Below are 24,552 nucleotides of genomic sequence, written 5' to 3'. Positions count from 1 at the left end.
CGGCCGGCCGACGCTTCACGGCCCGGACCGGTCAGGAGCGACCGCCGAGGACGGAGACCGTACCCTTCGTCTCGAAGACCGCCAGATGGACATCGTCCGGACCGGCGTGTCCGTGCTGTCGCAGAACCTCCTCCAGGTCGGCGTCGGTCATCCGGCACCGCCGGAGTTGGCGACGGTCCACCCGGCCGTCTTGGATCAGTACCCGCAGCGGCGGGTCGAACCAGCGGGCGAACAGCGGAAGGAACCGTGCCCAGGACACCGCCGAGTGGGCCGCCAGCAGAGCGACGACAGCGGCGGCTCCGACCAGCCAGGAGATGTCCGGCGCGGTGGCGGTGCGGCCGATGATCGCACCGCAGGCGACGGCCGCGGCCCAGTCGAACGGGGCGAACTCGGCCAGCGTGCGGCGTTCGGTGAAGCGCAGCGCCACGGCCGCGGTCAGGAACAAGGCGACGACCTTGACGACCGCATCGAGTGCTTCCCGCCAGTCACCCAACAGAACGTGGCTCCAGCTGTGCATCCGGCAGCTCCTCGCTTCGACCGGCAGTCCGCATACCCGTGCGGGGCGGTGCGAACCGTCGCGCCGAGGCGGCTGTGAACAGATGTCCGGCGGTGGTCGTCTGCGGCGCCGACGTAGAGGTCTCGAAACGGGAACCTTTCGTTTGATCGATCGGAGGCGGGGCACTTCTCACGCCTATGCCATCGGGCGACGATACGCTGCTCGCGAGCTGTGACCGGCACGGCAGACTGGGTCAAGACCACTGAGAAATGGGCGAAGCACCCGAAGACGCAAACGGCAGAACGGGGGTGGCGTTGTGCCGCAATCTCGACCGGCACGCCGCTCCTCCGGCCGCTCAGCCGGGACGCCGGGTGCAGCCCGAGATGTGCTGAGGCTGAGCCAGGAACTCGCCGGTCTGCGCCGGTCGCAACGCTCGAGGATGGTGATCGAACAGGCCAAAGGCGTTCTGATGGGGCGGCTGGGCTGTTCACCCGGACAGGCGTTCGATCAGCTGACCCGGATCTCCCAGGAGACAAATACGAAGGTTGCCGAGGTGGCCGCGGGCCTGCTCGGTCTCCTGCCGCTGGTCGAGCATCGGGATTCGGCCTCTTTGGGACCGCTGTCCGATCAAGACGCCGCTCGGTACCATCTGGCGTGCGCCGCCATGGCGGCCGCCGGGGACGGTAACGGCGTGGCCGAGGCCATGCTCAACGAAGGACTTCCGCCGCTCGGCGCAACCGGGCTGATGCTGGCGGTCCGGGAGACTGACGAGACCGTCCGGCTCGTCGGGTCGTACGGAATCTCGCGGTCCCTGGTCAGCGCTTGGCAGCGCCTGCCCTCGAGCGTACGAGTGGCCTTCGTGGCAGCGGTGGCCGAGGGCCGCCCACTATGGCTCACCCGTCGGGAAGCCGACCGCGCCGGGCTGGAAGTCTTCGGCGACCACGAGTTCCGGGCCTGCCTACCGCTGCGGAGAGGCGGTGACGTCTTCGGGGTCGCCTTGGTGCTGTGGCCCCGTGATCCCGGCTTGGACATGACCGCACGAGCCTTCGTGACCGCTCTCGCCGCCGCGGCCGGTCGCCGACTGGTCCGGCTGGGCCAGAACGAAACCGCAACGATCGGCGCGCCGACGGCGCACTGGTTGCAGGCCGTCCTGGAAGGACTGCCCGGATCCTTCGCCCTGTTACGTCCGGTCAGCGACGACTCGGGTTCCATCGTGGACTGGTGCTTCGACATGTGCAGTCCCCACGCCCGGGACGCCCTCGGACACACCGGCGAGCAACTGGTGGGCCGCCGGCTGCTGGAGGTGCATCCACAGCTGATCGGCAGCGACATCCTGCGCGGATACGAAGACGCACTGCGTACCGGCCGAACTTTCACCCACGGCCCCGTGCGGGAACCGCTGGCCGTGCTGGGCCGCACCGCGGCCACCACCATCGGGATCCGGGCCGCCCGTCTGGGCGACGGCATCCTGGTCAGCTGGGAGCATCATGACGCCCGCAGCCGCCTGCACGACCTCATCGGTCTGGTGCAGGAATCCGTACCGGCCGGGTGGGCGCAGTGGAACCTGCAGAGCGGACAGATCGAGTGGGCGGCCGAGAACGCGACGGTGATCGGCTGCCCGAGCCCGGTCACGCTGCCCGGCCTACCCGACCTTGCCCGGCCGGATGAACGGGCCAGTCTGGCCGGCGCGGTGGACCGGGTCCTCCACCAGCACGCTTGCGCGGAACTGACGTTTCACCTCGACGATCCGGACCGGCCGGCGCCGGTACGCGCCCTACTCGAACCCGTCCTCGACGGCCGCGACCGTCTGACAGCGGTCGCCGCCGCCTTCGCCGCGGCGGCCGGTGTGCCCCGTACGCCGAAACCGCCCAGGCCTGACCCGGCGGCGCTCGACTGGCCGGCACCGGGCAACCGGCCCACTTCGACGGCGCAACGCGAGGATGCCGGCGCGCTTTCGGACATCCTGGTGGATCTGGTCGGCAAACTTCAGCGGATCCGGTACGAGCAGCGGACACAGGCCACCGTGGAACAGGCGAAGGGAATCCTGAGCGTCCGGCTCAGCTGTTCTTTGAACACGGCACTCGACCGTCTGGCAAGTACGGCCCGCCGACAGAATCTGACCCTGTTGGAAGCGGCTGCTCGGGTCGTCGGGTCACCGGTTCCGGCCGCGGACGCGGGCCAGGTCGATCGGCCCTCGGCCGACATCGGCTTCTGTCCGGAGACCTATCTGGGCCGCCCGGCGCCCGATCCTGCCCTCGCCCTCGAGGCCGAGACAGCACCTGGCGCTGAGGTCCCGGAGTGGGCCGGACCGATTCGCAAGGAGCTGGCGCGGGCCGCCGACGCGGATGAGCTGGCGTCGGTCCTGTGCACCATCGGGCTCCGCGATCTCGGGGCGGCGGCCGTCGTGTTCGGTGTGCTGGAACCCGACGGCGCCGTGCGGCTCGTCGGTTCGTACGGCCTGCCGATCCCGTTGGTCGACCGGTGGCGTCGCACACCGAGCTCGCTCAACGTCGCCTACCTGCGCGCAGTCGCGACCGACAGTCCGCTGTGGATCACTCGTGAGGAGGCCGACCGGCGCGGCTACCAGTTACTGGGGCCGGGCCGCCTGCGGGCCTGTCTGCCACTGCGCGAGGCGGGCCGCGTCTTCGGAGTCGCGTCCGTGCTGTGGCCGGAGGAGATCGTCCTCGACGAGGACAGCCGGGCCCAGGTGGCCGAGATGGTGGAGGTCGCCGGGCATCAACTGTCCCGGCTGCTCCGCACGGCTCCGCACAGTCCGGCGGTATCCCCCGCCACACATTGGGCTCAGGCGATCCTGGAAGCTCTGCCACCCTGCTTCGCGCTGATGAGCCCTGTGCGTGACACGACGAGTGACGTGGTCGACTGGCGCTTCGAGCACTGCAGTCCGCAGACGATCGACATCGCCGGCCGCGCCGCGGACGAGATCGTCGGCCGGCGCCTGCACGAGCTCTATCCGCACGTCCTCACCGGTGGCATCGGCGACGCCTACCGGGTCGCGATGTCCAGCGGTACGCCGGTCGATTGGGGACCGGCCGAGTTCGACGTCGAAACCCCGCGCGGTCCGATCACGGTCCGGATGGGCGGCCGGGCGGCGAAGTTCGGCGATGGAGTACTCATCCATTGGCGATCCGAAGACGGCGACAGCCTGGACCGCAGGCTGCGGATGCTCCAACGGGCCGCGGGCGGCGGCTGGGCGGAATGGGACCTCAACGCGAAAGAGGCGGTCTGGTCGGATGCGGTCTACGAGCTTCTGAGCCGGGATCCGCTTCGCGGGCCGGTCAAGCTGGGTGCCCTGCACCGGTACGTCGCCGCACCGGACGAAACCGCGGTGACCGATGCGATACGACGGCTCACCCGCTTGAAGAGGGCCGTCGACCTGATAGTCCGCGTCCAGCGGCATGGCACCAGCACCGCCGTCCGGTTCGTTGCCCGGCCGGTGGTCGATGAGCAGGGGGCCGTGACCGCTGTCCGCGCGGTTCTTCATCGCATGAACAACGAGGGGTTGGCGCACGGCGGCCGGAACGACTGAGGCCGCTCAGTGTTTCGGTCGGCCCAGCATCGCCGCCCAGTGCGGAGCCGGCGCGCTCGTCGCAGTCCAGTACGGTGCGTAACCGTAGTAGTCGTACAGGCCGAGGTAGTAGTCGGGCTGGTCGACTAGCTCGGGGTCGTATCGCGGTGCATCAGAGATTCGGGCCCGGGACTGGTCGATGCGCACCCGGTCGGCTTCGACCGCGCTGACCGCCTCGACCGGGATGAACGACGAGGTAGCCCCGAAGCCCAGGATGCCGCCGTGTTCAAGGCGCAGCATGCGGACCGCGTTCTCCTGCGGATCGATCAGGAGGTCCTCGACGGTTCCCACCTTTTCGCCGCCGCTGTCGAACACGTCCCGGCCCCGGATGTCCTGGTCGGGATCGGCAACTGTCTGATCGGTGTCACGGAGCCGGACCAGCGTCCGCATCGACTTGTCTGTCATCGGTCTCCTCCTCGTGTTGTCAGGCGGCGGTACGCACGCAGCGCCCGAGCCGCCGTTCGGATCAGCGTTCCGTTCCGGGCGACTCGCCCCCTACCGCGGTGGTCGCCTGCGGCACCGTGTTGAACGTGCGGAACGCGGTGTGCAGGCGCACGGTCCGCAGCACCGTCTGCAGGAACTGGGATGGTCCAGCCAGCACGAGTTCGCCTTCTCGCCGACGGGCGGCGTTGCGGGCGCGGACGAGAACCCCGAGGCCGAACGCGTCGATGACTCCGGCATGAGTCAGGTCGACGGCGACGTACGGATGACAGGCCACGGCGGAATCGATGGCCGCGCGAAAGCCGATCCGCTCCAGCCGACGGTCTCGGCTGTCATGTCGACTCCTCTCTCCGGGGTCACTCGTCCCGACTCGCTATCCCTGCCAGCGTGAAAGACTGATGTGGCGACGTTTTCGCAGTTTTGCGACGGTCGTGTCACGGTAATCGGCCAGCGGTGCTCCTCGGCCGGGCCGCGAGTGCGCGGGGTCAGCTCTTCCGGGCTTTGCGGGAGCGATCGGCCGGGTCAGCCCGGCCGTCTCGGAGCTGTTCGCGTTGCGGGACGACGGTGTAGCGGGGATCGGTCGCCGACGCCGTGCCGGCGTGGAAGTAGCCGAGCCGGGTGAACAACGAGCCCGCCGTCAGCGCCAGACCGCCGGCGACGTCCAGGGCGCGGTTGCGGCGGACCGCCGACACGGCGAGCACGGCAGCGCCGGCCCGGGTCGTCCAGCGGGCGGCTTTTAGATAGCGGCCGGCTCGCCCCTGCGACAACGGCTCGGCCACCATGCCGAGCCGCTTGTGGACCCCGGCGTCGATGATCTGTTCGGCCAGCGCTCCGGCTACCCCGGTCAGCCGGGCCGGACCGGCTTCGGTGGTCGCGCAGGTCGCCGCCGCGAAGCCGCCCGCCGCGGCGAGCGAACTCGCACCGAAAAGGTACGGCAGTTCCCGATGAGCGTGGTGCCAGACCGGTACGGCGGTGTTGGCGATCAGCGCGCCGGTGTAGGTCGTGAGCGCCGGCGCGAGCAGGGCCGCGCCGAGGCCGCTCGGGCGGGCGAGCACCGCGGTGAGCGGGCGGATCCGCCCCGGGAGCAGGGCCCGGGCCTCGTCGGCTGCCGCGACGGCGACCAGGGGAGCGAAGCCACCGAGGATCCAGGTGCCGATCGACATCGGCGACGTCGGTTTGACCACCCGCAGCATGTGCACGAAACGCGCCGGCCGTCCGAGGTCGTGAATCAGGGCCGCGAGCGACAGACCGGCCGCGCCGGCTGCCGCGGCTCGCGCCGATCGCCGCATTCCCGTACGCCCGGTCACGTCGGCGCCCGCAGCGAGCAGAGCAGATCCGCCGGCCAGTCCTCCCAGGAACAGGTAGCCGCCGATGTCGCGGGCCTCCCACGTCGGCGCTTTGATGACCGAACGGCCGTAGTAGGAGCGGAACTCCGCCGGCGGCACCACCTCACCGCCGCCGCGTCGCCGTCGTCCGCCGCGCTCCCCGACGCGCGCCTGGCGTCCCGGAACCACACCGCGCAGCCCGTCGCGCCCAACTTCGCTCATCTCCGGCTCCCTACGAACGCCGCTACGGCGGCCACCGCAACCCCGGCCGCCGCAAGTGCGGTGTGCTTCCACGTGCGAGGCAGATCCCTGGTGGTCACGACCGGATCGGGCGGGAAGCCGTAGACCTCGGGCTCGTCGAGCAGCAGGAAGAACGCGCCCGCGCCGCCGACGCCGTCCCCCGGGTCGGCGCCGTAGAGCCGGGCCTCGGAGACCCCGGCGTCGTGCAGGCTGCTCACGCGTTCGGCGGCGCGCTCGCGCAACTCCTCGAGCGGGCCGTACTGGATCGAGTCGGTCGGGCAGGCCTTGGCGCAGGCCGGTTCCTGCCCGGCGCCGAGCCGGTCGTAGCACAGCGTGCACTTCCACACCCGGCCGTCGTCCTTGCGCTGGTCGATGACCCCGTACGGGCAGGCGGGCACGCAGTAGCCGCAGCCGTTGCAGATGTCCTCCTGCACGATCACGGTGCCGAACTCGGTACGCATCAGCGAGCCGGTCGGGCACACGTCCAGGCAGGCGGCGTGCGTGCAGTGCTTGCAGACGTCGCTGGCCATCAGCCACCGCAGTTCCTTACGCCCGTCGGGGGACACCGGTGCGCCGAGGACATCGAGTGGCTGGGCCGACGGCCGGGTGCCGCCGGTGTCGGTGCCCAGTCCGGCGCCGTGCCTCTCCCCCAGGCCTGCCGCCACGACGTCGGCGTCGTGGTGGGTGGCCGTGGGGCCGGCCGGCATCGCCGCGACCGCGTTGTTCTGCCGTCCGAGGGGTTTGTCCTGTTCGATGAACGCGACGTGCCGCCAGGTGTCGGCGCCCAGCATGCCGGTGTTGTCGTACGACATGCCGAGCAGGGACAGGCCGTCGTCGGGGATCGCGTTCCATTCCTTGCAGGCGACCTCGCACGCCTTGCAGCCGATGCAGACGCTGGTGTCGGTGAAGAAGCCCATCCGCGGCGGTGCGTCGCGGTAGCCGGTCGAGCCCTCCAGCAGGTCGTCACTCATGCGAGCCCTCCTCGGCGGTCCGCTTGGCCGTTCCGGTCTGCGTCGTGATCCCGGCGCGCCGCCGGTAGTGCTCCACCAGTTCCAGCCGGTCCGTGCCGCGTGGCCGCCGGCCGGGCCGGATGTCGCACGTCAAGGCCTTGGCCTCCTGGATGTGGACGTTGGGGTCGAGGCTCATGTGGGTCAGTTCGTTGGCGCCGTCGCCGGTCGTGAGGCCGTTACCGCCCCAGTGGTAGGGCAGGCCGACGTGGTGGACCAACCGGTCGTCCACCCGCATCGGGAGCATGCGGTCGGTGACCAGCACCCGGGCCTCGATGGCGCTGCGCGCGGTGACGATGGTGGCCCAGCCCAGATGCTCCAGCCCGGCCTCGGTCGCCAGTTCCGGGGAGACCTCGCAGAACATCTCCGGCTGTAGCTCGGACAGGTACGGCAGCCATCGGCTCATGCCGCCCGCGGTGTGGTGCTCGGTCAGCCGGTAGGTGGTCAGCGCGTACGGGAAGATCTGGCTGCCCGGCTCGTCGCCGCTGGGCTGGTAGAGGTCGACCGGACGCTTGTTGAGCTGCCGGGCCGGGTTGTGCTGCTGGCCGTAGAGCAGGTTGCGGGCCGGCGACTCCTGCGGTTCGTAGTGGGCCGGCAAGGGTCCGTCGGTCAGACCGGCCGGCACGTAGAGCCAGCCCTTCCCGTCGGCCTGCATGATGAACGGGTCGACGCCGGAGAGCGCGTCCTGGCGCTTCGCCCCCTCGGGCGGCCGGTAGTCCGGGGCCTTGGTGGGCTGGAAGTCGGGCACGTCATGGCCGGTCCACTTACCCTCGTCCGGGTTCCACCAGACGTACGCCTTCTTCTCGCTCCAAGGGTTGCCGTCGGGGTCGGCCGACGCCCGGTTGTAGAGCAGCCGCCGGTTGGCCGGCCAGGCCCAGCCCCACTCCGGTGCGACCCAGTTCTGCTCGGTGTGCGGCTTGCGCCGGGCCGACTGGTTCTCGCCGCCGGAGTAGACGCCGCAGTAGATCCAACAGCCGCACGTCGTGGAGCCGTCGTCCTGCAGTTCCTCGTAGGACGACAGGCAGGACCCGTCGGACTTCCAGCCGTTGATCTCCTGCAGCACCTCCTCGGCGCTCGGCTCGGCGTGCCGGCCGGACGTCGAGTAATTCCAGGTCAGATCCAGGATCGGGCGGTCCATCGGATCGGTCGAGGCGGCCAGCCGCTGCCGGATGAGCCGGCCGAGGTGGAACCAGAACCACAGATCGCTTCGGGCGTCTCCCGGCGGCTCGACCGCCTTGTGGTGCCACTGCAGCATCCGCTGGGTGTTGGTGAAGCTGCCGTCCTTCTCGGTGTGCGCGGCCGCCGGCAGGAAGAACACCTCGGTGCCGATGTCGGCGGTCCGCAGCTCGCCCGACTCGATCTCCGGCCCGTCCTTCCACCAGGTCGCGCTCTCGATCAGCGAGAAGTCGCGGACGACCAGCCAGTCGAGGTTGGCCATGCCGAGGCGCTGGGCCTTGGCGTTGGCCGAGCCCACTGCGGGGTTCTGGCCGTTGAGGAAGTAGCCCTTGCACGTGCCGTCGAGCTGGTTCTGCACCGTCTGATAGGTGCTGTGGTCCCCGGTGATCCGCGGCAGGTAGTCGAAGCAGAAGTCGTTCTCCACCGTGGCCGCGTTCCCCCAGTACGCCTTGAGCAGGCTCACCGCGTACGACCGCATGTTGCCCCAGTAGCCGGTCTCCCCCGAGTCGTCGGCGACGTACTCGTCGAGGTCGCCGTGCGAATCCGGATGCGGCATCGGCAGATATCCCGGCAGCAGGTTGTACAGCGTCGGGATGTCCGTGCTGCCCTGGATGCTGGCATGCCCCCGCAGGGCGAGGATGCCGCCGCCGGGCCGGCCGATGTTGCCCAGCAGTAGCTGCAGCACGGAAGCCGCCCGGATGTATTGGACGCCGACCGTGTGCTGGGTCCAGCCGACCGAGTAGGCCCACGCGGTGGTGCGGTCCCGGTTGGAGTTCTCGGTGATCGCCCGGGCCATCTGCTCGAAGATCTCTTCCGGGATGCCGCAGACCCGGGCAACCATCTCCGGGGTGTAACGGCTGTAGTGCCGTTTGAGTACCTGGAAGACGCAGCGCGGATGCTGCAGGGTCTCGTCGCGCTCGATCTGGTGCAGGCCCTCCAGGGAGGCGCCGTGGCTGCCGTGCTCGTGCCCGCGGCCGGTCGAGTGCCGCTGGTGGGAGCGGTCGGTGCCTTGCTGACGCTTACCGGCGGAGCCGGCCACCCGGACGCCCTCGTACTGCCAGGAGTCGGTCTGGTAACTGCTGGTGTCGTCCTGCCAGCCCGAGAAGAGGCCGTCGAGGTCCTCGGTGTCCTGGAAGTCCTCGCGCAGGATCGTGGCCGCGTTGGTGTAGGCGACCACGTACTCGCGGAACTCCAACCCCCGGCTCAGCACGTAGTTGATCAGGCCACCGAGCAGGGCGATGTCCGTGCCGGCACGGATTGGAACGTGCAGGTCGGCCAGCGCGCCGGTGCGGGTCAGCCGCGGGTCGACGTGGATCAGCGTCGCGCCGCGGGCCTTGGCCTCCATCACCCACTGGAACCCGACCGGGTGGCACTCGGCCATGTTGGAGCCCTGCATGACGATGCAGTCGGCGTTCTGCAGGTCCTGCTGGAAGGTCGTCGCGCCGCCGCGACCGAACGAGGTTCCCAGACCGGGAACGGTGGAGGAGTGTCAAATGCGGGCCTGATTCTCGATCTGTACCGCCCCGAGCGCGGTGCCGAGCTTCTTGATCAGGTAGTTCTCCTCGTTGTCCAGGGTCGCCCCGCCGAGCATCGCGATGCCCATCGTGCGGCGGACCCGGCGGTCCTGCTCGTCGGTCTCGACGAAGGTGTCCCGGCGAGTGGCGACCACCCGGTCGGCGATCATGCTCATCGCGGTGCCGAGGTCAAGTTCCTCCCACTCGGTGCCGTACGGCCGCCGGTAGCACACCTTCGTCTCGCGCAGCGGATTGGTGACCAGCTGCTTGGAGGCGGCGCCCTTGGGACACAGGCGCCCACGGCTCACCGGCGACGCCGGGTCACCCTCGATCTGCGCGACCTTGTCGTCCTTGACGTAGACGAGCTGGCCGCAACCGACCGCGCAGTACGGGCACACGCTCTCGACCACTCGATCGGCCGTCTCCGTACGCGGTTCGAGCCGGTCGGTGGCGCGCGAGCGCACCGCCTCGCCGCGCCCCGATCGATCGCCGCCGCGCACTGAGCTGAACGCCTGGCGCAGCACCGGCCATGGCAGGAACGTCTCTCGCAGTCCCATGGTCACCCCCTGGTTCCGGGGCGCGACCTACCCGGCAGCTCAGCCGTCAAACACCGGTCACCCGTCAGATTTTTCGTCGAGGCCGACCCCGGGGTGATCGGTCGGTCCCCGTGGACCGGACGGAGACGACCGAGACCGGGAAGAAAGCGCCCGCCGGGGCGTTTCAGACGGCACCGGGCGGGAAGGCGGCGGCGAGCCATGCCAGCGGTCGACCGGAGGACACCGATGCCGACAAACGCACCCACGCCATTGCTCGCCGGCCCTCGAGCCGCCAAGGACCGGCGCACCCTGGGATGGGCAGCCGCCGGGCTCAGCCTGGCCGGAGCACTCGCCGGCACGACGATCGCGCCGCCCGACGCCGCGCAGGGCCAGGCTCAGCGGCTCATGTATCTGCACGTACCGGCCGCCTGGACCGCCTACCTGGCGTTCTTCGTCGTGCTGGTGGCCGGGGTCGCGTATCTGATCTGGGGTGACGAACGCTGGGACCGGGCCGGCCGAGCGGCCGCTGAGATCGGTTTGGGCGCCACGGTGGTCACGTTCGCCGCCGGAACGGTCTGGGGTCACCTCACCTGGGGCGTCTGGTGGGCGTGGGACCCGCGGATCGTCAGCACGATCGCGATGTTCCTGATCTACGCGGCGCAGGCGACGCTGCGGTTCAGCGACGACGACCCGGCCCGGGGCGCGCGCCGGGCGGCGCGGCTGGGAGTCGCCGGGTTCCTCATCGTGCCGGTCGTGCACTTCTCCGTCGTCTGGTGGCGATCACTTCACCAGCAGGCCACGTTGCTGGCACCGAACGTCAAGCCGCCGATCAACGGCCTGATGCTGACCGCGCTGCTGCTGTGCGTCGCCGCCGGCACCGTCACCGCCGCGTGGATCTTCCTGCAGCGGCTGGCTGTCCTCGAGACCCGAGCCGGAATCCCGGCGACCGCCTCCGGCCGCCCGCTCGCCGGAGCCCGGCGGTGACGCCCCGCCGCGCCCGCCTTCTGCTGCTGGGCGTGACCGTCGCCGGGGCGTTGCTGTTGATGGGCGCGGGCCTGCAGCACACGTTGATGTTCTATCGCACGCCCAGCGAGGTGCAGCAGGGACCTGCCGCGCGGGTGCGCCTCGGCGGCGAGGTCGTGCCGGGCTCGCTGCACACACAGAACGGACTGACCAGCTTCCAGCTCGGCGACGGCACCAGCCGGGTCCAGGTGGAGCAGGTGGAGGACCTGCCGGGGACGATTCGGGAGGGTCAGCAGGCAGTGGTCGAGGGCACCCTCGACGGCCAGGGTGTGTTCCACTCCGACACGGTGATGGCCAAACATGGCAACGAATACCGGCCGGCCGCCGGTGACGGCGGGGACGACCGGTGATCGGTCAGGCCGGGCGCGTCGGGCTCGGGCTCGGCCTCGTCGCGGCGGTCGGCTCGGCGTTGCTCTGGCTGCGGGTGGCCGTGGTCGGCGCCCCGCCGCGGCCGGCCCGGGTCGCCGGCTGGGTCACCCTCGCGGCGGCCGCCCTGACCTGTGGCGCCCTCGAGACCGCGCTGATCCGGCACGACTTCAGCGTCCAGTACGTAGCCGAGAACGGCGGTCGGGACGTGCCGCTCTACTACACGGTCACCAGCCTGTGGGCCGCGCTCGACGGCTCGCTGCTGCTGTGGTTGCTGATTCTCGCCGTCTGCGCAGTGTTGCTCGGCCGCCGGACACCGGATCGCCTGCGGCCCTGGGCGCTGGCGGTGACCGGAGTGGTCACCACGTTCTTCTTCGCGCTGACCTACTTCGCCGCCGATCCGTTCGCGGCGGTCTCACCAGTCCCGGCCGCGGGTCCGGGGCCCAATCCGCTGCTCCGCGAGCACCCGGCAATGGGGATCCACCCACCCCTGCTGTACGCGGGTTACATCGCGCTGGTCGTACCGTTCGGGTACGGGATCGCGGCGCTCGTGACCGGGCAGACCGATCGGATCTGGAGCGCGACCGTGCGGCGCTGGACTCTGGTGGCGTGGGCGCTGCTGACTGCCGGGATCACGATGGGGGCGTGGTGGTCGTACGCGGTGCTCGGCTGGGGTGGCTACTGGGCCTGGGACCCGGTGGAGAACGCGTCGCTGCTGCCCTGGCTCACCGCGACGGCCCTGCTGCACACGCTGATCGCCGGGCGTCGCACCCCGGCGCTGCGGTCGTGGAACACCTCGCTGGCCTGCGGCACGTTCCTGCTCGTGCTGGTCGGCACGTTCCTCACCCGGTCCGGTGCGGTGGCCAGCGTGCATGCGTTCACCGCCTCGCCGCTCGGTCCCATGCTGCTGGGTTTCGTGCTGCTGGCCGTGGCGGTCGTGGTGGGCTTGACCGTCTGGCGAGCCGGCCGTTCGGTCGGCGCCGCACCGGCCTCCTCGCTCTCCTCGCGGGAGTCGGTGATGCTGGGCAACTCGGTGTTGCTGGTCGCGATCACCGCGATCGTGCTCACCGGCACGCTGTTCCCGCTGCTCGTCGAGGCCGTGCAAGGGAGCAAGGCCAGCGTCGGGCCCGGCTACTTCAACCGTTCGGCGGTGCCGGTCGCCCTGGTGGTGCTGCTGCTCATGGGGCTGGCGCCGGTGTTGCGGCCCGGGCGCCCCGCCGACCTGCGCGCAGTGCGGATTCCGGCCGCCGTCGGTCTGACGACCGTTGTGCTGGTCGGCCTGTTCAGTCGGCCCGGGGTCTTGGCCCTGATGGCCTTCGGCCTCGGGGCGTACGTCGTAACCGGTCTGGCCGGGAGCGCGACGGGAATGCTTCGCCGGCCGCCGAGCGCCGCCCGCCCGTGGCGCCGGGCGGGCTGGCTGGTCGCCCACACCGGGCTGGCGGTGGTGGCAGTGGGAGTGGCGGCCTCGTCGGCCTACACCGTGATCGCCGAGCGCCAGCTGCACGTGGGGGAAACCGTCCGCGCGGGCCACGTCGGGGCACGCCTCGAAGCGGTGGACCAGCACGGCTCGGGTTCCGGGGTCGCGGCCCGGGTCCGGCTCACGTTGACCGGTGACGCGAGCGGCATCAGCAGTCCGGAGCTGCGCTACTACCCGGCCCGGGATCTCACGGTCAGCGTGCCCGCGATCCGGTCCAGCCCGACGCGTGACGTGTACGCCACCGTGCTCGCAGTCGCCTCGGACGGAACCACGGCCACCGTTCGCCTGGCGGTGAACCCGCTGGTCGGCCTGGTGTGGCTGGGCGGCGCGCTGACTGCTCTGGGCGGCCTCGCGTCCGCCGTACGGTGGCCGGGGCGCCGCCGTGCGGCCCCGCAGGAAGCCCCGGCACCGCAACCAGTGACCGTCGGGAGTCCGGCATGAACAAGCGGCTGATCGCAGGGGTGACGGCCGTGCTGGCGGTGGCGGCGCTCGGGGTGGTCCTGACCGAGGGTATGCGGGCGTCGGCCCGGTCGGCGAGCGCGGCGGGCGACGCGGTGCAGGCGCAGGTCCGCGACGAAACCGCTCCGGAGCTGCGCGGCCGGACGCTTGACGGCCCGCAGTTCGATCTGGCGACCCTGCGCGGTCAGGTCGTACTGGTCAACGTGTGGGCCTCATGGTGCGACCCGTGCCGCCAGGAGCTGCCCGCGCTCGCCGCCGCCCAGAGCCGCTGGGCGGCCGACGGCTTCCGGGTGGTGGGCATCGACATGCGGGACAACTCCGAGTCCGCTCATCGGCTCCTCGCCGATGTCGGAGCCACGAGCCTCACCAGTGTGGCCGACCCGCCGGGCGTGCTGGCGGTGGCGTGGGGGGCGCGCGGCGTGCCGGAGAGCTTCCTGGTCGACCGGACCGGCCGGATCCGCTGGTGGGTCCAGGGTGCGCTCGACGAAGCGTGGCTCGAGCAGCGCGTGCCCGCGCTGCTGGCGTCATGATGGCCCGGCGGCTGGCGGCCTCCGCCCTGCTGGTGTTGTTGCTGGCCGGCGCCGGGGTGGCGGTGTGGCGGTCGGCCGCCCCGCAGCCGGAATCGGCGCGGACGATCGCCGCCCAGCTTCTCTGCCCGGCCTGTCAGGGCGAGTCGGTCGCCCAGTCCCAGTCACCGATGGCCGCGGCCATGCGCGACACGATCGCCCAGCAGCTGGCCGCCGGGCGCTCGCCGCGACAGGTCCGGCAGTACTTCGTCGACCGCTACGGCCCGAGCATCCTGTCCGACCCACCGCACGGCGGGCTGGGCGTCGTGCTGTGGATAGTGCCGATCGTGATCGTCGTGCTGGCCGTCGTGCTGGCCTGGCGCGTGCGACGCCGCGGCGCCCGAGCACCTGAGACCGCTCGCGGCCCGTCCCGTCTCTCCCCCCAGCTGTGGGATGCTCTGGCCGCGGCCGTCGTCGTCCTGGTCGCCGTCGTGGCCGTGGCCAGCCCGCACCAGCACGCCGGCACTGCCGCGGCCGCGTCCCCCCAGCCGAGCACCGACCTGGTCGCGCTGGGCCGGTCGCTGGAAAGCCAGGGCCGGTATGCCGAGGCGGCGGCGGTCTACCAGGACGCCGTCACGCAAGATCCGGACGACGCGGTCCGGCTGCGGCTCGCCTTCGCACTGCTCCGCTCCGATCAAGCAGCTCAGGCGGTGAGCGTCGCCGGCCCGGTCGTCGACCGGCATCCGGACGACGCTCAGGCGCTGCTGCTGCTCGGCCTGGCCCAGCGGGCGCAAGGCTCCACCGAGGCCGCCGCGACGCTTCACCGTTTCCTGAAGGCCGCCCCGAACGACCCGGCCGCTGGTGAGGTCCGGCGGCTGCTGGGTACGCGGTAGCTCATGTCGATGGTCACTCAATACGACGCCGTGGTGGTCGGCGCCGGACACAACGGCCTCGTGGCCGCCAACCTGCTGGCCGACGCCGGCTGGAGCGTGCTGGTGCTGGAGGCGCAGGAGACGCCGGGCGGAGCGGTCCGGTCGGCCGAGGTGCTCGGTCCGGGTCATGTCACGGACCTGTTCAGCGCGTTCTATCCACTCGGTGCGGCGTCTCCGGTGCTGCGCGGTCTGCGCCTGCCGGATTTCGGGCTGCAGTGGTCGCACGCCCCGGCCGTGCTCGCTCATGTGCTGCCTGACGGCCGCTCGGTGGTGATGTCCCGGGACCTGTCGGAGACCGCCGCGTCGGTGGACGCCTTCGCCGCCGGAGACGGGGACGCGTGGATTGACCTGGTGCACCGCTGGGACCGCCTGGAAGATGCCGTGCTGGAAGCGCTGTTCCGGCCGTTCCCGCCGGTTCGGCCGGGGCTGGACCTGCTGCGCCGGCTGGGCCCGGCCGACGCGGCCCGGTTCGCCCGCTTCGCGATGCTGCCGGTCCGTCGCCTGGGCGAGGAGCAGTTCCGCGGTGCGGGCGCCCGGCTGCTGCTCGCCGGGACCGCGCTGCACTCGGACATGTCGGCTGATGAGCCGGGCAGCGCCGTCTTCGGCTGGCTGATGACGATGGTCGGGCAGCGGTACGGCTTCCCGGTGCCGCGCGGCGGTTCCGGCATGCTCACTCAGGCGCTGGTCCGCCGCCTGACCGAACGCGGCGGGGAGCTGCGGTGCGGCACACCGGTCGACCGGATCGTCATCCGCGACGGCCGGGCCCGGGCAGTGCGGACCGCCGGTGGTGAGTTGGTCCGAGCGCGTCGGGCGGTGGTGGCCGATGTCGACGTTCCCGCGCTCTACCTGAAGCTGGTCGGCTCCGAGCACCTGCCGTCGCGGATGCTGGACGACCTGCGGCGCTTCCAGTGGGATCCCTCGACACTGAAGGTGAACTGGGCGCTGTCGGCGCCGATGCCGTGGAAGTCGGCGGAGGTTCGTCGTGCCGGGACCGTTCACCTGGGTACCGACCTGGACGGGTTCAGCGACTACAACGCCGCGTTGACCACCGGGCGGCGCCCGGAGAAGCCGTTCATCCTGCTCGGCCAGATGACCACTGCCGATCCGACGCGCTCGCCGCGCGGGACGGAGGTGCTCTGGGCGTACACCCACCTGCCGCGCGTGCTCAGCACCGACGCGGAGGCCCTGCACCGGCAGGTGCGGGTGGTGGAGGATGAGATGGAACGCCACGCGCCCGGCTTCCGCGACCTGGTCGTCAACCGCCTAGTGGAGACGCCGGGCGGCCTTTACGACGCCGACGGCAACCTGGTCGGCGGGGCGATCAACGGCGGAACCACCAAGATCTACCAGGAGCTCGTGTTCCGTCCGGTGGTCGGGCTGGGCCGGGCCGAGACCCCGATCCGGAGTCTTTATCTCGCCAGCGCGGGCGCCCATCCCGGGGGTGGAGTGCACGGCGGGCCGGGCGGCAACGCCGCCAAGGCCGCCCTGCTGCACGACGGCGTGCGCGGGGCGGGGCGCTCGGCGGCCGTACGTCTGGCTCTTCGGCTCATCTACTCGGGTCCGGACCGGGGTGCGCTTCCGCCGTCGACGGCGGATCTACCGGCCGATTGACGGTTTTCCGAGCCGCGCCTGTCGGTGGTACACCACCGCCTGCGGCGGGGATAGCCCGTGGTCCGGGGATGTGACTGTTCCAGGCCGGGCGTGTGTGGTGTGGCCACCGTTTTCCGGCGAGGAGATAACCGGCATAAGCCGCCCCGGCCACAGCGGGAAGCAGACCGCGCCACCCGTCGTGCAGCACCAGTGGCGGGCCGGCGGCCAGCAGCCCCATGGCCAGCACCGCCCGGTGCACGGGCAGCCGTGACGCCGGGCCGCGACGACGCCGGCCGCGCCCGTTGCCGTCCGTCGCCACAGCGTCCTCCTCCAGTCGGTCCAGTAGTCAGTCCTCGGCTCGGGAACGGCGGCGGCCCAGCACCGCCAGCGCGACCCAGACACCGGCCGCCGCCACCTTCGTACCCCAGCCCGGTTCCTGCCGCGGGGCCGGCAGGATGACGCCTTCCGGCGGGTCGGTCTGGTGCACCGGGACCCCGGCAAAGGCGACCTTGGCCGCTTGGAGCGCCTCGTCGCGGCTTTCGTACGCCTCGTTGCTGTTGAGTTCCTCGCCGCCGGTCCAACGCCACCGCCACGTACCGTCGGGGTTGCGCCACAGGTCGATGCGCTGCGGCGGCGACTGTTCGTCCGAGGCCGGCATGGCGGTGCCGGAGATCCCGGCCCGCAGGTCTTCGGCGGTCAACTCCGCCACGCTGGTGGCGGTGCCACGCTTGAGGGAACGGGCGATGAGCAGGGCGACGGCGGCGACGACGAACGGCAGGGTCAGCACCAGGATCTGCAGGGTTCGCAGGATGCCGGTGACCGGGATGAGCGTGAGGCGGGCGATGATGTCGTCGGCGCCCGCGACCAGCAGGACGGCGAAGAAGGTCAGCGCCCAGGCGCCGATCGCGACTCGCCACGGCCGGTCCCGGGGTCGATCGAGCACCTGGTGCGCGCCCCGGTCGCCGGTGCGCCACCGTTCCAGCCAGGGCCAGAGATAGAGCAGCACGAACGTCAGCCCGCCCAGGCCCACGCCGGGAAGGAACGGCGCCGGCACGAGATGGCCAAAGATGTGGAAGTTGATCCTCGGGAACAGCCGCAGGGCGCCGTCGCCCCAGGCGACGTACCAGTCGGGCTGGGCCGGGGAGGTGGCCTGGGCCGGGTTGAAGGGTCCGTAGATCCACACCGGGTTGATCTGGACCAGGCCGCCGAGCAGGAAGACCGCCGTGAGCACCCCCGTGGCGAGGCTCAACGAACGTACGGCGTAGCCCGGCCACAGTCGCGAGCCGACCACGGTGCGCTCGCTTCGTCCGGGCCCGGGAAACTGCGAGTGCTTCTGCCGGATGATGATGATCAGGTGGAGGGCGATCAGAGCCGCGAACAGGGCCGGGACGATGAAGACGTGGCTGATGTAGAGCCGCGGTGTCGTCGCCTCGGTGGGGAACTCGCCACCGAAGGCCAGCAGCGCGATCCACGACCCGGCGACCGGGATGGACAGCACCACCGAGTAGATGATTCGCAGGCCGGTCCCGGACAACAGGTCGTCCGGCATCGAGTAGCCGGTGAAGCCGTTCAGCAGCGCTAGCGCCAGCATGGTCACGCCGATCACCCAGTTGATCTCCCGCGGCTTGCGGAACGCGCCGGTGAAGAAGATCCGAAGTAGGTGCAGCACGATCGCGCCGACGAACAGCAATGCCGCCCAGTGGTGGGCCTGACGCATGAGCAGGCCGGCCCGCACGTCGAAGCTCAGGCCGACGGTGGAGGCGAACGCGCTCGACACCGACGATCCGGCCAGAGGTTGGTAGGCGCCGTGGTAGACGGTTTCGGCGGTGCTCGGCTCGAAGAACAGGGTCAGATAGGTGCCGGTGAGCACCAGCGAGATGAAGCAGTACAGGGCGATCTCGCCGAGCATGAACGTCCAATGGTCCGGGAAGACCTTGGCCATCGCGGTGCGCGCGACCGACGTGGTACCCAGCCGCGCGTCCAGAGCGCGGTACAGGCGGCGTGTGATCATGAGCGGCTCCAGAAGCCGGCGCCGGGCGGCGAGGTGAAGTCACCCCGGGCGCGTAGGTAGCCGTCGGCGTCGACCTCGATCGGCAGCCCGGGCAGCGGGCGGGCAGCCGGTCCGGCGATCGGCTTGGCCCCGGCGAGCAGGTTGAACGCGGACTGGTGGCAGGGGCAGAGCATGCGGCCGGTGGTCTGCTCGTAGAGGGCGACCGGGCAGCCGGCATGGGTGCACAGCAGGGAATAGGCCACCAGGTCTTCCCCGGTCAGTCCGCCGGGCGGTGCGCTGGTCAGCCGGGCCGGATCCATCCGGACGACGAAGGCCGGCGCGTCGCCGTCCCTCAGGTGCCCCTCGGGCACGACGATCTGGATGGTCTCGCTGTTGATGTCGGCCGCCCGCACCGGCACCCCTTCCGGGGTGACCAGCCGCACCCCGGCGCCCCAGGCGGTGTGGCGCAGTTCGGAGACCGGGTCGGGCTTGCGGAACGACAGCAGCGATCGCAGCGGGAACAGCATCACCACACCGATCGAGCCGGCCGCAACGACGAACATGCCGATCAGGCCGCGGCGCCGCAGCGGGCTCTCGGGGCCCGCGGTGGCCTCGGCCAGCAGGTGACGATCGCGCGGCGGCGCGCTGAGCACCGGGCGATCCTCCACATAGCCCCCGCTCGGCAGCAGGTGCCGGCCCCACAGCCAGAGGCCGACGGTCAGGCCGGCGAACGCGAGACCCAGACCGATGCCGAGCAGTTGGGTGTTGCCGCCCAGGCAGTAGGCGACAGCGAAACCGGCGGCGCCGACGACGGTCACCGCGAACGCGATGCCGACGCCGCGGGCGATTCCGCGTTCGCCGCCCAGCGGGCCCGGCTCGGGGCTCATCGGGCACGCTTCCCGAGCCGGCGGGCCAGAAACGCTACGGCGGCGAGCCCGAACACCCAGGCGACCGCGCCCTCGGTGAACGGACCCAGCCGGCCGAGCGACCAGCCGCCGCGGTCGAGGTCACCGTGCTTGTTCTGCAGCACCGCGACGTAGCCGGCTATCGCGTCCACGTCGTCGTCGCTGACGACATCGGGCGGGAACTGCGGCATCAGTCCCGGACCGACGCGCACCGCCTCGCCGATCTGGGTGCTCGTGGCCCGTGACAGCGACGGGGCGATCCGGCCGTTGTTGAGCGTGGCTCCGACCCCGGCCGCGGAATGACAGGCCGAGCAGTAGGTCAGGAAGAGTTCGCGGCCGCTGCGCACGTCTCCTTCCGTGACCACGGGAATCGGCGGGCCGCCGCCGGGCGGGAACGAGGCGACGTGCTGGACGAGAGCCGAGATCTCGGCCTGCGAGAAGGCAGGTTCGCCGTGCATGTCGGAGTGGAGCTCCTTTCCCAGGGGCATGCGGCCGGTGCTGAGCTGAAAATCGGTGTCGGCCGGCCCGACTCCGGACAGCGCCGGGCCGCGCTGGGTCCCCTCGCCCTGCTGACCGTGACAGCTGGCACAGCTCTGCTGATAGAGGCGGGTGCCGAGACCGGATTCGTCGGTGGGCGCGGCCGGAGCGGAGGCCGGCATGGATGCGCTCGGCGACGGCGGCGGTGTGGTCAGGACCGGCATGCCCAGAATGCCTATTCCGGCCGCGGCCGCGAGCAGGCGGCGCACCGGGCGGTCGGTGGTCTCCGACGATGACTCAGACATGTCCGGTTCCTCAGTCGAGGGTGAACAAGTAGGCGGCGATGTCCCGGGCGTCCTCCGGGGAGACGCTGAGGTCGGGCATGGCGTTGCCGGGCTCGATCTCCTGCGGATGCTCGATCCACCGCTGCAGGTTGGGCCCGCTGTTGACGAGCTCCCCGGCGATGTACGACCGGCTGCCGAACTTCGTCAGCGGCGGCCCGACCAGCCCGTCGGCGCCCTTGACGCCGGGGACGGTGTGGCAGGAGCCGCATCCGTACTGATTGATCAGCTGCGCGCCGCGGCCCGGATCGCCGGACGGCACTTCGGCCGGCGGCGCCGGCGACAGTGTGGAGCAGCCGGCGGGTGCGACCACGAGGGTGGCGGCCGCCGCGAACGGCCATATCCACCGCAGCCGGTTGGTGATCACGCCGGAACCTCCTTCGTCTCCCTGGGACCGTCGAGCGGACGCAGATCCCGGTCGGCCGGGGTACGCCGATCGAGCGAGGTGATCCACCTCAGGAACAGGGTCACGGCGACGACCAACATGACCACGTCCATCGGCACCCACATGATCAGGCCGGCCAGCTGCTGGTCGCTGAGGCGATAGCCGGGGTAGAGCACGTTCGGGGCGAGGGTGAGCGCGGCACCGAGGGCCGCAGCCGGCATGCCGGTGGCGAATAGCAGCAGGAACCCCACGGGCGGGCTGAGCCGGGCCGCGCCGGGACCGACGACCATGGACCAGAGCAGCCATGCGACTCCGACCAGGCTGACGTGCTCGGCGCCGTGCACGACGGTGTTCGCCTCGACCCACTCGTACGGCAACGGCAGGTGCCAGAACCACAGCACGACGGTGTGCAGCCCCGCAGCCACGAGCGCCGTGTTGAGCGGCCGGCGCAGCCATCGGGCGGTGCCGGTGGTCCGCAGGCGCGCCGCGGCGTGCCGGAGCCGCCGGGGCGCGGCGACGGTGAGCGGCAGACCCACGCCACCGGCAGCCAGCAACGGGCCGCCGAGCAGCATCAGAATCATGTGCTGGGTCATGTGCCCGGCCAGCGAGTGCTCCGACGCCTCGTGGATCGGCCCCTGCTGGGCCACCAACAGGGTCAGCAGGCCACCGCCGAAGGCGGCGACCCGCCACCGGGGCACGACGGCCCCGACGCCGCGCCGATGCCAGATTTCCTGCACGCCGCGCCCGTAGGCGGCCGCCAGGGCAGCGACGAGAAGCACACCGGCGAGTTCGGACCACCGCTCGCCGGCCGCTGCCGGGCCGTGGGCCAGCGGCATCAGCCCGGTCATCCCTGACATGGCTGCAACACCAGTACGGCCGCCCCGCCGGCCAGGATGATGGCGAGGAAGAGCCCGTTCGCGCACAGACCGATCAGAGCCATCATCCCGGCCCGTTCCATCCGTGGGTCGTCGCCTCGCCGGGCCCGGTCGGTCCGCCGCCAGGCCCGCCACGCCACCACGAGGGCGGCGGCGGTGACCAGCGCCGGAAGCACGACGCCGGCGCCGACCACGCCGCGCAGCGGGATGCCGTCGACGCTGGTGCTTCCGGACGCGCAGGTGAGCTCGTCGGCGCCCCAGGCCACGAAGAGGTGTACCGCCCAGGCCAGCGCGCCGCCGAGCACGCCGAACCACGTGAGCAGGCCTCCGAGTTTGTGGCCACGCCGCCGCGTGGTGGACTCGCTCATCACAACCTCGGTGAGACGTAGAGGGTCAGGAAGATCGCGATCCAGACGACGTCGACGAAGTGCCAGTAGATGGCGGTCAACCGGACGCGTTCGTGGCGCTTGTAGCCGAAGCTGCCGCGCAGCGACGCGGCCAGCAGCCAGCCGACCATGATCAGGCCGACCGTGACGTGGAAGCCGTGGAAGGTGGTGATGCCGTAGAACAGCGACGAGTACGCGTCGGTGGTAAAGGTGTGCTTCTTGGTGTCCTCCGAGTACTCCCAGGCCTGCATGGCGAGGAAGGCCAGCCCCAGCACCAGCGTGATCGCCAGCCCGGCCCGCAGCCGCCAGCGCTGTCCCTTCCGAATGCCGCGTTCGGCCCACATCACCGGCAGGCTGCTCGGCAGCAGGATGGCGGTCATGATGATCACCTTGGTGAGCTTGGGCGCCTCGATGCCGGGCGGGGGCCATTGCTGGGCCTGGAAGCGCAGATAGAAGTAGCTGCCGAGGGCGGCAGCGAAGAACGTCGCCTCGGTGGTGACGAACAGGACCATGCCCCACCAGCCGGTGGTCCGGCCGGACGGCATCTCGGTGGCCAGCGACCGCGGCTGGGCGGCCTCTTCGACGACGGCAGTCATTTCGTGGTCGCTCCCGCCTGCTCAGGGGTACGTTCGGGCGGCCAGAGCCAGCGCGCGAGGGATCCGAACACCACGACCGCGCCGGCGCCCGCCACCCAGTACCAGCCCCACAGCAGGCCCAAGATGACCACCAGGATGCCGAGCGCGTTGACGAACGGAACCAGGGCGGGTTCCGGCATCTCGATGGGCTTCTCGGGGACGGCGTCGAGCTCGCTGGTCTGCATGGCCCGGTGGCCGGTGAGGATCTCCGCTTCGACGAGGTCGGTGCGGGTGCGCTCGTCCCACATCGGGTGAACGCTGTGCACCAGTGGCGACACCGGGAAGTTATAGGGCTTCGGCGGTGACGCAGCTCCCCATTCGAGGGTGTCGCCGCCCCACGGGTCGGCCGTCGCCGGCTGGCCGCGGCGGATCGCGTGCAGCACCCCGGCCAGCACGAGGAACAGGCCCACCGCGAGCACGTACGCGCCGATAGTCGAGATCAGGTTGGGGATGTTCCAGCCCAGGTCACCGGGATAGGTGTAGACCCGCCGCGGCATGCCGAACAGGCCGGACAGGTGCATCGGGAAGAACGTGGCGTTGAAACCGATGAAGACCAGCCAGAACGCCCACCGGCCGAGGCGCTCGCTGAACATCTTCCCGGTGAACTTGGGCAGCCAGTAGTAGACGCCGGCGATCATCGGGAAGATCGCACCGCCGAACAGTACGTAGTGGAAGTGCGCGACGACGAAGTAGGAATCGGTGACCTGCTCATCGAACGCCGTGATGGCGAACATGACACCGGTGAACCCGCCCAGCACGAACGTGACGATGAAGCCGACCACGAACAGGAACGGCGTACGCACCACGATCCGGCCCTTGAGCATGGTCGCCAGCCAGGCGAAGATCTGGATCCCGGAAGGGATCGTGATCAGCGTGCTCGCCGCGCTGAAGAAGCTGTAGGACAGCTGCGGCAGGCCGGTGGCGAACATGTGATGCACCCAGACGCCGAACGAGATGATCGAGATCGTCACGATGGCCAGCACCATCAGCGGGTAGGCCGCCACCCCACGCCGGCAGAAGGCCGGCAGCACCGCCGAGACGATGCCCAGGGCCGGCATCACGATGATGTACACGTCCGGATGCCCGAAAATCCAGAACAGGTGCTGCCACAGCAGCGTGTTGCCGCCGTGGCTGACGTCGAAGAAATGGGCTCCGAACCGGCGGTCGAGGAACAGCATCGCGTTGTCCAGGTTCAACGCCGGCAACGCGAAGATAACCATGAACGACGTGCCGACGATCGCCCACACGAACAGCGGCACCCGGTTGAGCGACATCCCGGGCGCCCGCAGCTTGAGCGCCGTGACGATGAAGTTGATCGCCCCGATCGTGGTCGACACACCGAGAAAGAGCAGACCGAGCGAGTACACGTCGAGGTTGATACCGGACGAGTACGGCTTGTCGGTCAGCGGCACGTAGCCGAACCAGCCGCCGTCGGGTGCCTTGCCGACGAACTGGCTGCCGAACAGCACCGAGCCGGCGAACAGGAAAACCCAGTAGCCGAACGCGTTGAGGCGCGGGAACGCCATGTCCCGGGCGCCGATCATCAGTGGCACCAGGAAGTTGCCGAAGCCGAAGAACATCGGCGTCGCGACCAGGAAAATCATCGCGGTGCCGTGCATGGTGAACAGCTGGTCGTACTCCTCCGGCGACAGGATCTTCGCGTTCGGCCGGGCCAGCTGAGTCCGCATGATCATCGCGTCGATACCGGCGATGATGAAGAAGATGCCGGCCGTCACCATGTAGCGGCGGCCGATGCGCTTGTGGTCGACCGTGCTGAACCAGCTGTGCAGCGACGGCCGCTCGCCCCACTGCTGTTCCAGCCGGTCGAGTTCCTCCGGGTCGGTGTCCGGGCGGGGCTTGTCGTCGGTGCTGGCGGTCATGGGG

At 70.8% G+C, this 24,552-nt stretch carries 21 protein-coding genes; 7 read left to right on the top strand and 14 right to left on the bottom strand.

Going from position 1 to position 24,552, the window contains the following annotated elements; translation table 11 throughout:
* Positions 1-31 precede the first annotated feature (31 nt).
* Complete coding sequence (locus tag ACIA5C_RS20835) at positions 32-517, bottom strand: YetF domain-containing protein (protein ID WP_364095419.1); 486 nt, start codon at positions 515-517, stop codon at positions 32-34.
* 295 nt (positions 518-812) lie between these two features.
* On the opposite strand from ACIA5C_RS20835, the gene ACIA5C_RS20830 reads away from it, so the two are divergent.
* Positions 813-4,043, top strand: a complete 3,231-nt coding sequence (locus ACIA5C_RS20830; RefSeq protein WP_396056907.1) for an ANTAR domain-containing protein — start codon at positions 813-815, stop codon at positions 4,041-4,043.
* A gap of 6 nt (positions 4,044-4,049) precedes the next feature.
* Here ACIA5C_RS20830 and ACIA5C_RS20825 read toward each other — a convergent pair whose 3' ends face one another.
* The 5 genes from ACIA5C_RS20825 to fdh form a co-directional block, all read right to left on the bottom strand.
* Positions 4,050-4,487 (bottom strand): PRC-barrel domain-containing protein, encoded by a 438-nt coding sequence (locus ACIA5C_RS20825; protein WP_396056905.1) that lies wholly within the window; start codon positions 4,485-4,487, stop codon positions 4,050-4,052.
* A 61-nt stretch (positions 4,488-4,548) separates the two neighbouring features.
* Entirely contained in the window at positions 4,549-4,812 is a 264-nt protein-coding gene (locus ACIA5C_RS20820; protein ID WP_396057676.1) for an STAS domain-containing protein, read from the bottom strand.
* Between the two features lie 196 nt (positions 4,813-5,008).
* A complete protein-coding gene (gene nrfD, locus ACIA5C_RS20815) occupies positions 5,009-6,070 on the bottom strand; it encodes an NrfD/PsrC family molybdoenzyme membrane anchor subunit (protein WP_396056903.1) in 1,062 nt (353 codons plus the stop codon).
* Complete coding sequence (locus tag ACIA5C_RS20810) at positions 6,067-7,059, bottom strand: 4Fe-4S dicluster domain-containing protein (RefSeq protein ID WP_396056901.1); 993 nt, start codon at positions 7,057-7,059, stop codon at positions 6,067-6,069. The genes nrfD and ACIA5C_RS20810 overlap by 4 nt, the downstream gene beginning before the upstream one ends.
* Complete coding sequence (fdh, locus tag ACIA5C_RS20805) at positions 7,052-10,342, bottom strand: formate dehydrogenase (RefSeq protein ID WP_396056899.1); 3,291 nt, start codon at positions 10,340-10,342, stop codon at positions 7,052-7,054. Before fdh ends, ACIA5C_RS20810 begins: the two co-directional genes overlap by 8 nt.
* Positions 10,343-10,567: 225 nt before the next feature.
* On the opposite strand from fdh, the gene ccsA reads away from it, so the two are divergent.
* The 6 genes from ccsA to ACIA5C_RS20775 are packed head-to-tail and all read left to right on the top strand — an operon-like array spanning position 10,568 to position 16,695.
* A complete protein-coding gene (ccsA, locus tag ACIA5C_RS20800; protein ID WP_396056897.1) occupies positions 10,568-11,305 on the top strand; it encodes a cytochrome c biogenesis protein CcsA in 738 nt (245 codons plus the stop codon).
* Entirely contained in the window at positions 11,302-11,694 is a 393-nt protein-coding gene (locus ACIA5C_RS20795) for a cytochrome c maturation protein CcmE (protein WP_364095440.1), read from the top strand. The genes ccsA and ACIA5C_RS20795 overlap by 4 nt, the downstream gene beginning before the upstream one ends.
* Positions 11,691-13,628: a heme lyase CcmF/NrfE family subunit gene (locus ACIA5C_RS20790; RefSeq protein ID WP_396056895.1), complete on the top strand. Its 1,938-nt coding sequence runs from the start codon at positions 11,691-11,693 to the stop codon at positions 13,626-13,628. The genes ACIA5C_RS20795 and ACIA5C_RS20790 overlap by 4 nt, the downstream gene beginning before the upstream one ends.
* Positions 13,625-14,176, top strand: coding sequence for a TlpA disulfide reductase family protein (locus ACIA5C_RS20785; RefSeq protein WP_364095446.1), 552 nt, complete (start codon positions 13,625-13,627; stop codon positions 14,174-14,176). The genes ACIA5C_RS20790 and ACIA5C_RS20785 overlap by 4 nt, the downstream gene beginning before the upstream one ends.
* Complete coding sequence (locus ACIA5C_RS20780; RefSeq protein ID WP_364095449.1) at positions 14,173-15,045, top strand: cytochrome c-type biogenesis protein CcmH; 873 nt, start codon at positions 14,173-14,175, stop codon at positions 15,043-15,045. Before ACIA5C_RS20785 ends, ACIA5C_RS20780 begins: the two co-directional genes overlap by 4 nt.
* A 3-nt stretch (positions 15,046-15,048) precedes the next feature.
* On the top strand, positions 15,049-16,695 hold the full coding sequence (locus ACIA5C_RS20775) for an NAD(P)/FAD-dependent oxidoreductase (protein WP_364095452.1): 1,647 nt from the start codon (positions 15,049-15,051) through the stop codon (positions 16,693-16,695).
* A 325-nt stretch (positions 16,696-17,020) separates the two neighbouring features.
* Here ACIA5C_RS20775 and ACIA5C_RS20770 read toward each other — a convergent pair whose 3' ends face one another.
* From ACIA5C_RS20770 to ctaD, 8 genes are read right to left on the bottom strand one after another with little or no spacing between them, the layout of a single operon-like run.
* The gene (locus ACIA5C_RS20770) at positions 17,021-18,685 is read right to left on the bottom strand and encodes a cytochrome b N-terminal domain-containing protein (protein WP_396056893.1); all 1,665 of its coding nucleotides are present in this window, start codon (positions 18,683-18,685) and stop codon (positions 17,021-17,023) included.
* Entirely contained in the window at positions 18,682-19,551 is an 870-nt protein-coding gene (locus tag ACIA5C_RS20765; protein ID WP_364095457.1) for a Rieske 2Fe-2S domain-containing protein, read from the bottom strand. Before ACIA5C_RS20765 ends, ACIA5C_RS20770 begins: the two co-directional genes overlap by 4 nt.
* Complete coding sequence (locus ACIA5C_RS20760) at positions 19,548-20,351, bottom strand: c-type cytochrome (RefSeq protein WP_396056890.1); 804 nt, start codon at positions 20,349-20,351, stop codon at positions 19,548-19,550. Before ACIA5C_RS20760 ends, ACIA5C_RS20765 begins: the two co-directional genes overlap by 4 nt.
* A gap of 10 nt (positions 20,352-20,361) precedes the next feature.
* On the bottom strand, positions 20,362-20,754 hold the full coding sequence (locus ACIA5C_RS20755; RefSeq protein ID WP_396056888.1) for a c-type cytochrome: 393 nt from the start codon (positions 20,752-20,754) through the stop codon (positions 20,362-20,364).
* On the bottom strand, positions 20,751-21,629 hold the full coding sequence (locus tag ACIA5C_RS20750; RefSeq protein WP_396056886.1) for a cytochrome c oxidase assembly protein: 879 nt from the start codon (positions 21,627-21,629) through the stop codon (positions 20,751-20,753). The genes ACIA5C_RS20755 and ACIA5C_RS20750 overlap by 4 nt, the downstream gene beginning before the upstream one ends.
* The gene (locus ACIA5C_RS20745) at positions 21,617-22,015 is read right to left on the bottom strand and encodes a hypothetical protein (RefSeq protein WP_364095466.1); all 399 of its coding nucleotides are present in this window, start codon (positions 22,013-22,015) and stop codon (positions 21,617-21,619) included. Before ACIA5C_RS20745 ends, ACIA5C_RS20750 begins: the two co-directional genes overlap by 13 nt.
* Complete coding sequence (locus ACIA5C_RS20740) at positions 22,015-22,629, bottom strand: heme-copper oxidase subunit III (protein WP_396056884.1); 615 nt, start codon at positions 22,627-22,629, stop codon at positions 22,015-22,017. Before ACIA5C_RS20740 ends, ACIA5C_RS20745 begins: the two co-directional genes overlap by 1 nt.
* Positions 22,626-24,548, bottom strand: a complete 1,923-nt coding sequence (gene ctaD / locus ACIA5C_RS20735) for a cytochrome c oxidase subunit I (RefSeq protein WP_396056882.1) — start codon at positions 24,546-24,548, stop codon at positions 22,626-22,628. Before ctaD ends, ACIA5C_RS20740 begins: the two co-directional genes overlap by 4 nt.
* Between the last annotated feature and the right edge of the window lie 4 nt (positions 24,549-24,552).

Source organism: Actinoplanes sp. NPDC051343 (genome assembly GCF_044455125.1).
Lineage (GTDB): Bacteria > Actinomycetota > Actinomycetes > Mycobacteriales > Micromonosporaceae > Actinoplanes.
Note: the sequence above shows the minus strand (reverse complement) of the source record. Positions and strands in the feature narration are given on the sequence as shown.

What these genes read in the sequence shown, in the direction of transcription:
- ACIA5C_RS20835 (WP_364095419.1), bottom strand. Translation starts at nt 517, where the DNA reads ATGCACAGCTGGAGCCACGTTCTGTTGGGTGACTGGCGGGAAGCACTC.
- ACIA5C_RS20825 (WP_396056905.1), bottom strand. Translation starts at nt 4,487, where the DNA reads ATGACAGACAAGTCGATGCGGACGCTGGTCCGGCTCCGTGACACCGAT.
- nrfD (WP_396056903.1), bottom strand. Translation starts at nt 6,070, where the DNA reads ATGAGCGAAGTTGGGCGCGACGGGCTGCGCGGTGTGGTTCCGGGACGC.
- ACIA5C_RS20810 (WP_396056901.1), bottom strand. Translation starts at nt 7,059, where the DNA reads ATGAGTGACGACCTGCTGGAGGGCTCGACCGGCTACCGCGACGCACCG.
- ccsA (WP_396056897.1), top strand. Translation starts at nt 10,568, where the DNA reads ATGCCGACAAACGCACCCACGCCATTGCTCGCCGGCCCTCGAGCCGCC.
- ACIA5C_RS20785 (WP_364095446.1), top strand. Translation starts at nt 13,625, where the DNA reads ATGAACAAGCGGCTGATCGCAGGGGTGACGGCCGTGCTGGCGGTGGCG.
- ACIA5C_RS20780 (WP_364095449.1), top strand. Translation starts at nt 14,173, where the DNA reads ATGATGGCCCGGCGGCTGGCGGCCTCCGCCCTGCTGGTGTTGTTGCTG.
- ACIA5C_RS20775 (WP_364095452.1), top strand. Translation starts at nt 15,049, where the DNA reads ATGTCGATGGTCACTCAATACGACGCCGTGGTGGTCGGCGCCGGACAC.
- ACIA5C_RS20770 (WP_396056893.1), bottom strand. Translation starts at nt 18,685, where the DNA reads ATGATCACACGCCGCCTGTACCGCGCTCTGGACGCGCGGCTGGGTACC.
- ACIA5C_RS20765 (WP_364095457.1), bottom strand. Translation starts at nt 19,551, where the DNA reads ATGAGCCCCGAGCCGGGCCCGCTGGGCGGCGAACGCGGAATCGCCCGC.
- ACIA5C_RS20760 (WP_396056890.1), bottom strand. Translation starts at nt 20,351, where the DNA reads ATGTCTGAGTCATCGTCGGAGACCACCGACCGCCCGGTGCGCCGCCTG.
- ACIA5C_RS20750 (WP_396056886.1), bottom strand. Translation starts at nt 21,629, where the DNA reads ATGTCAGGGATGACCGGGCTGATGCCGCTGGCCCACGGCCCGGCAGCG.
- ACIA5C_RS20745 (WP_364095466.1), bottom strand. Translation starts at nt 22,015, where the DNA reads ATGAGCGAGTCCACCACGCGGCGGCGTGGCCACAAACTCGGAGGCCTG.
- ACIA5C_RS20740 (WP_396056884.1), bottom strand. Translation starts at nt 22,629, where the DNA reads ATGACTGCCGTCGTCGAAGAGGCCGCCCAGCCGCGGTCGCTGGCCACC.
- ctaD (WP_396056882.1), bottom strand. Translation starts at nt 24,548, where the DNA reads ATGACCGCCAGCACCGACGACAAGCCCCGCCCGGACACCGACCCGGAG.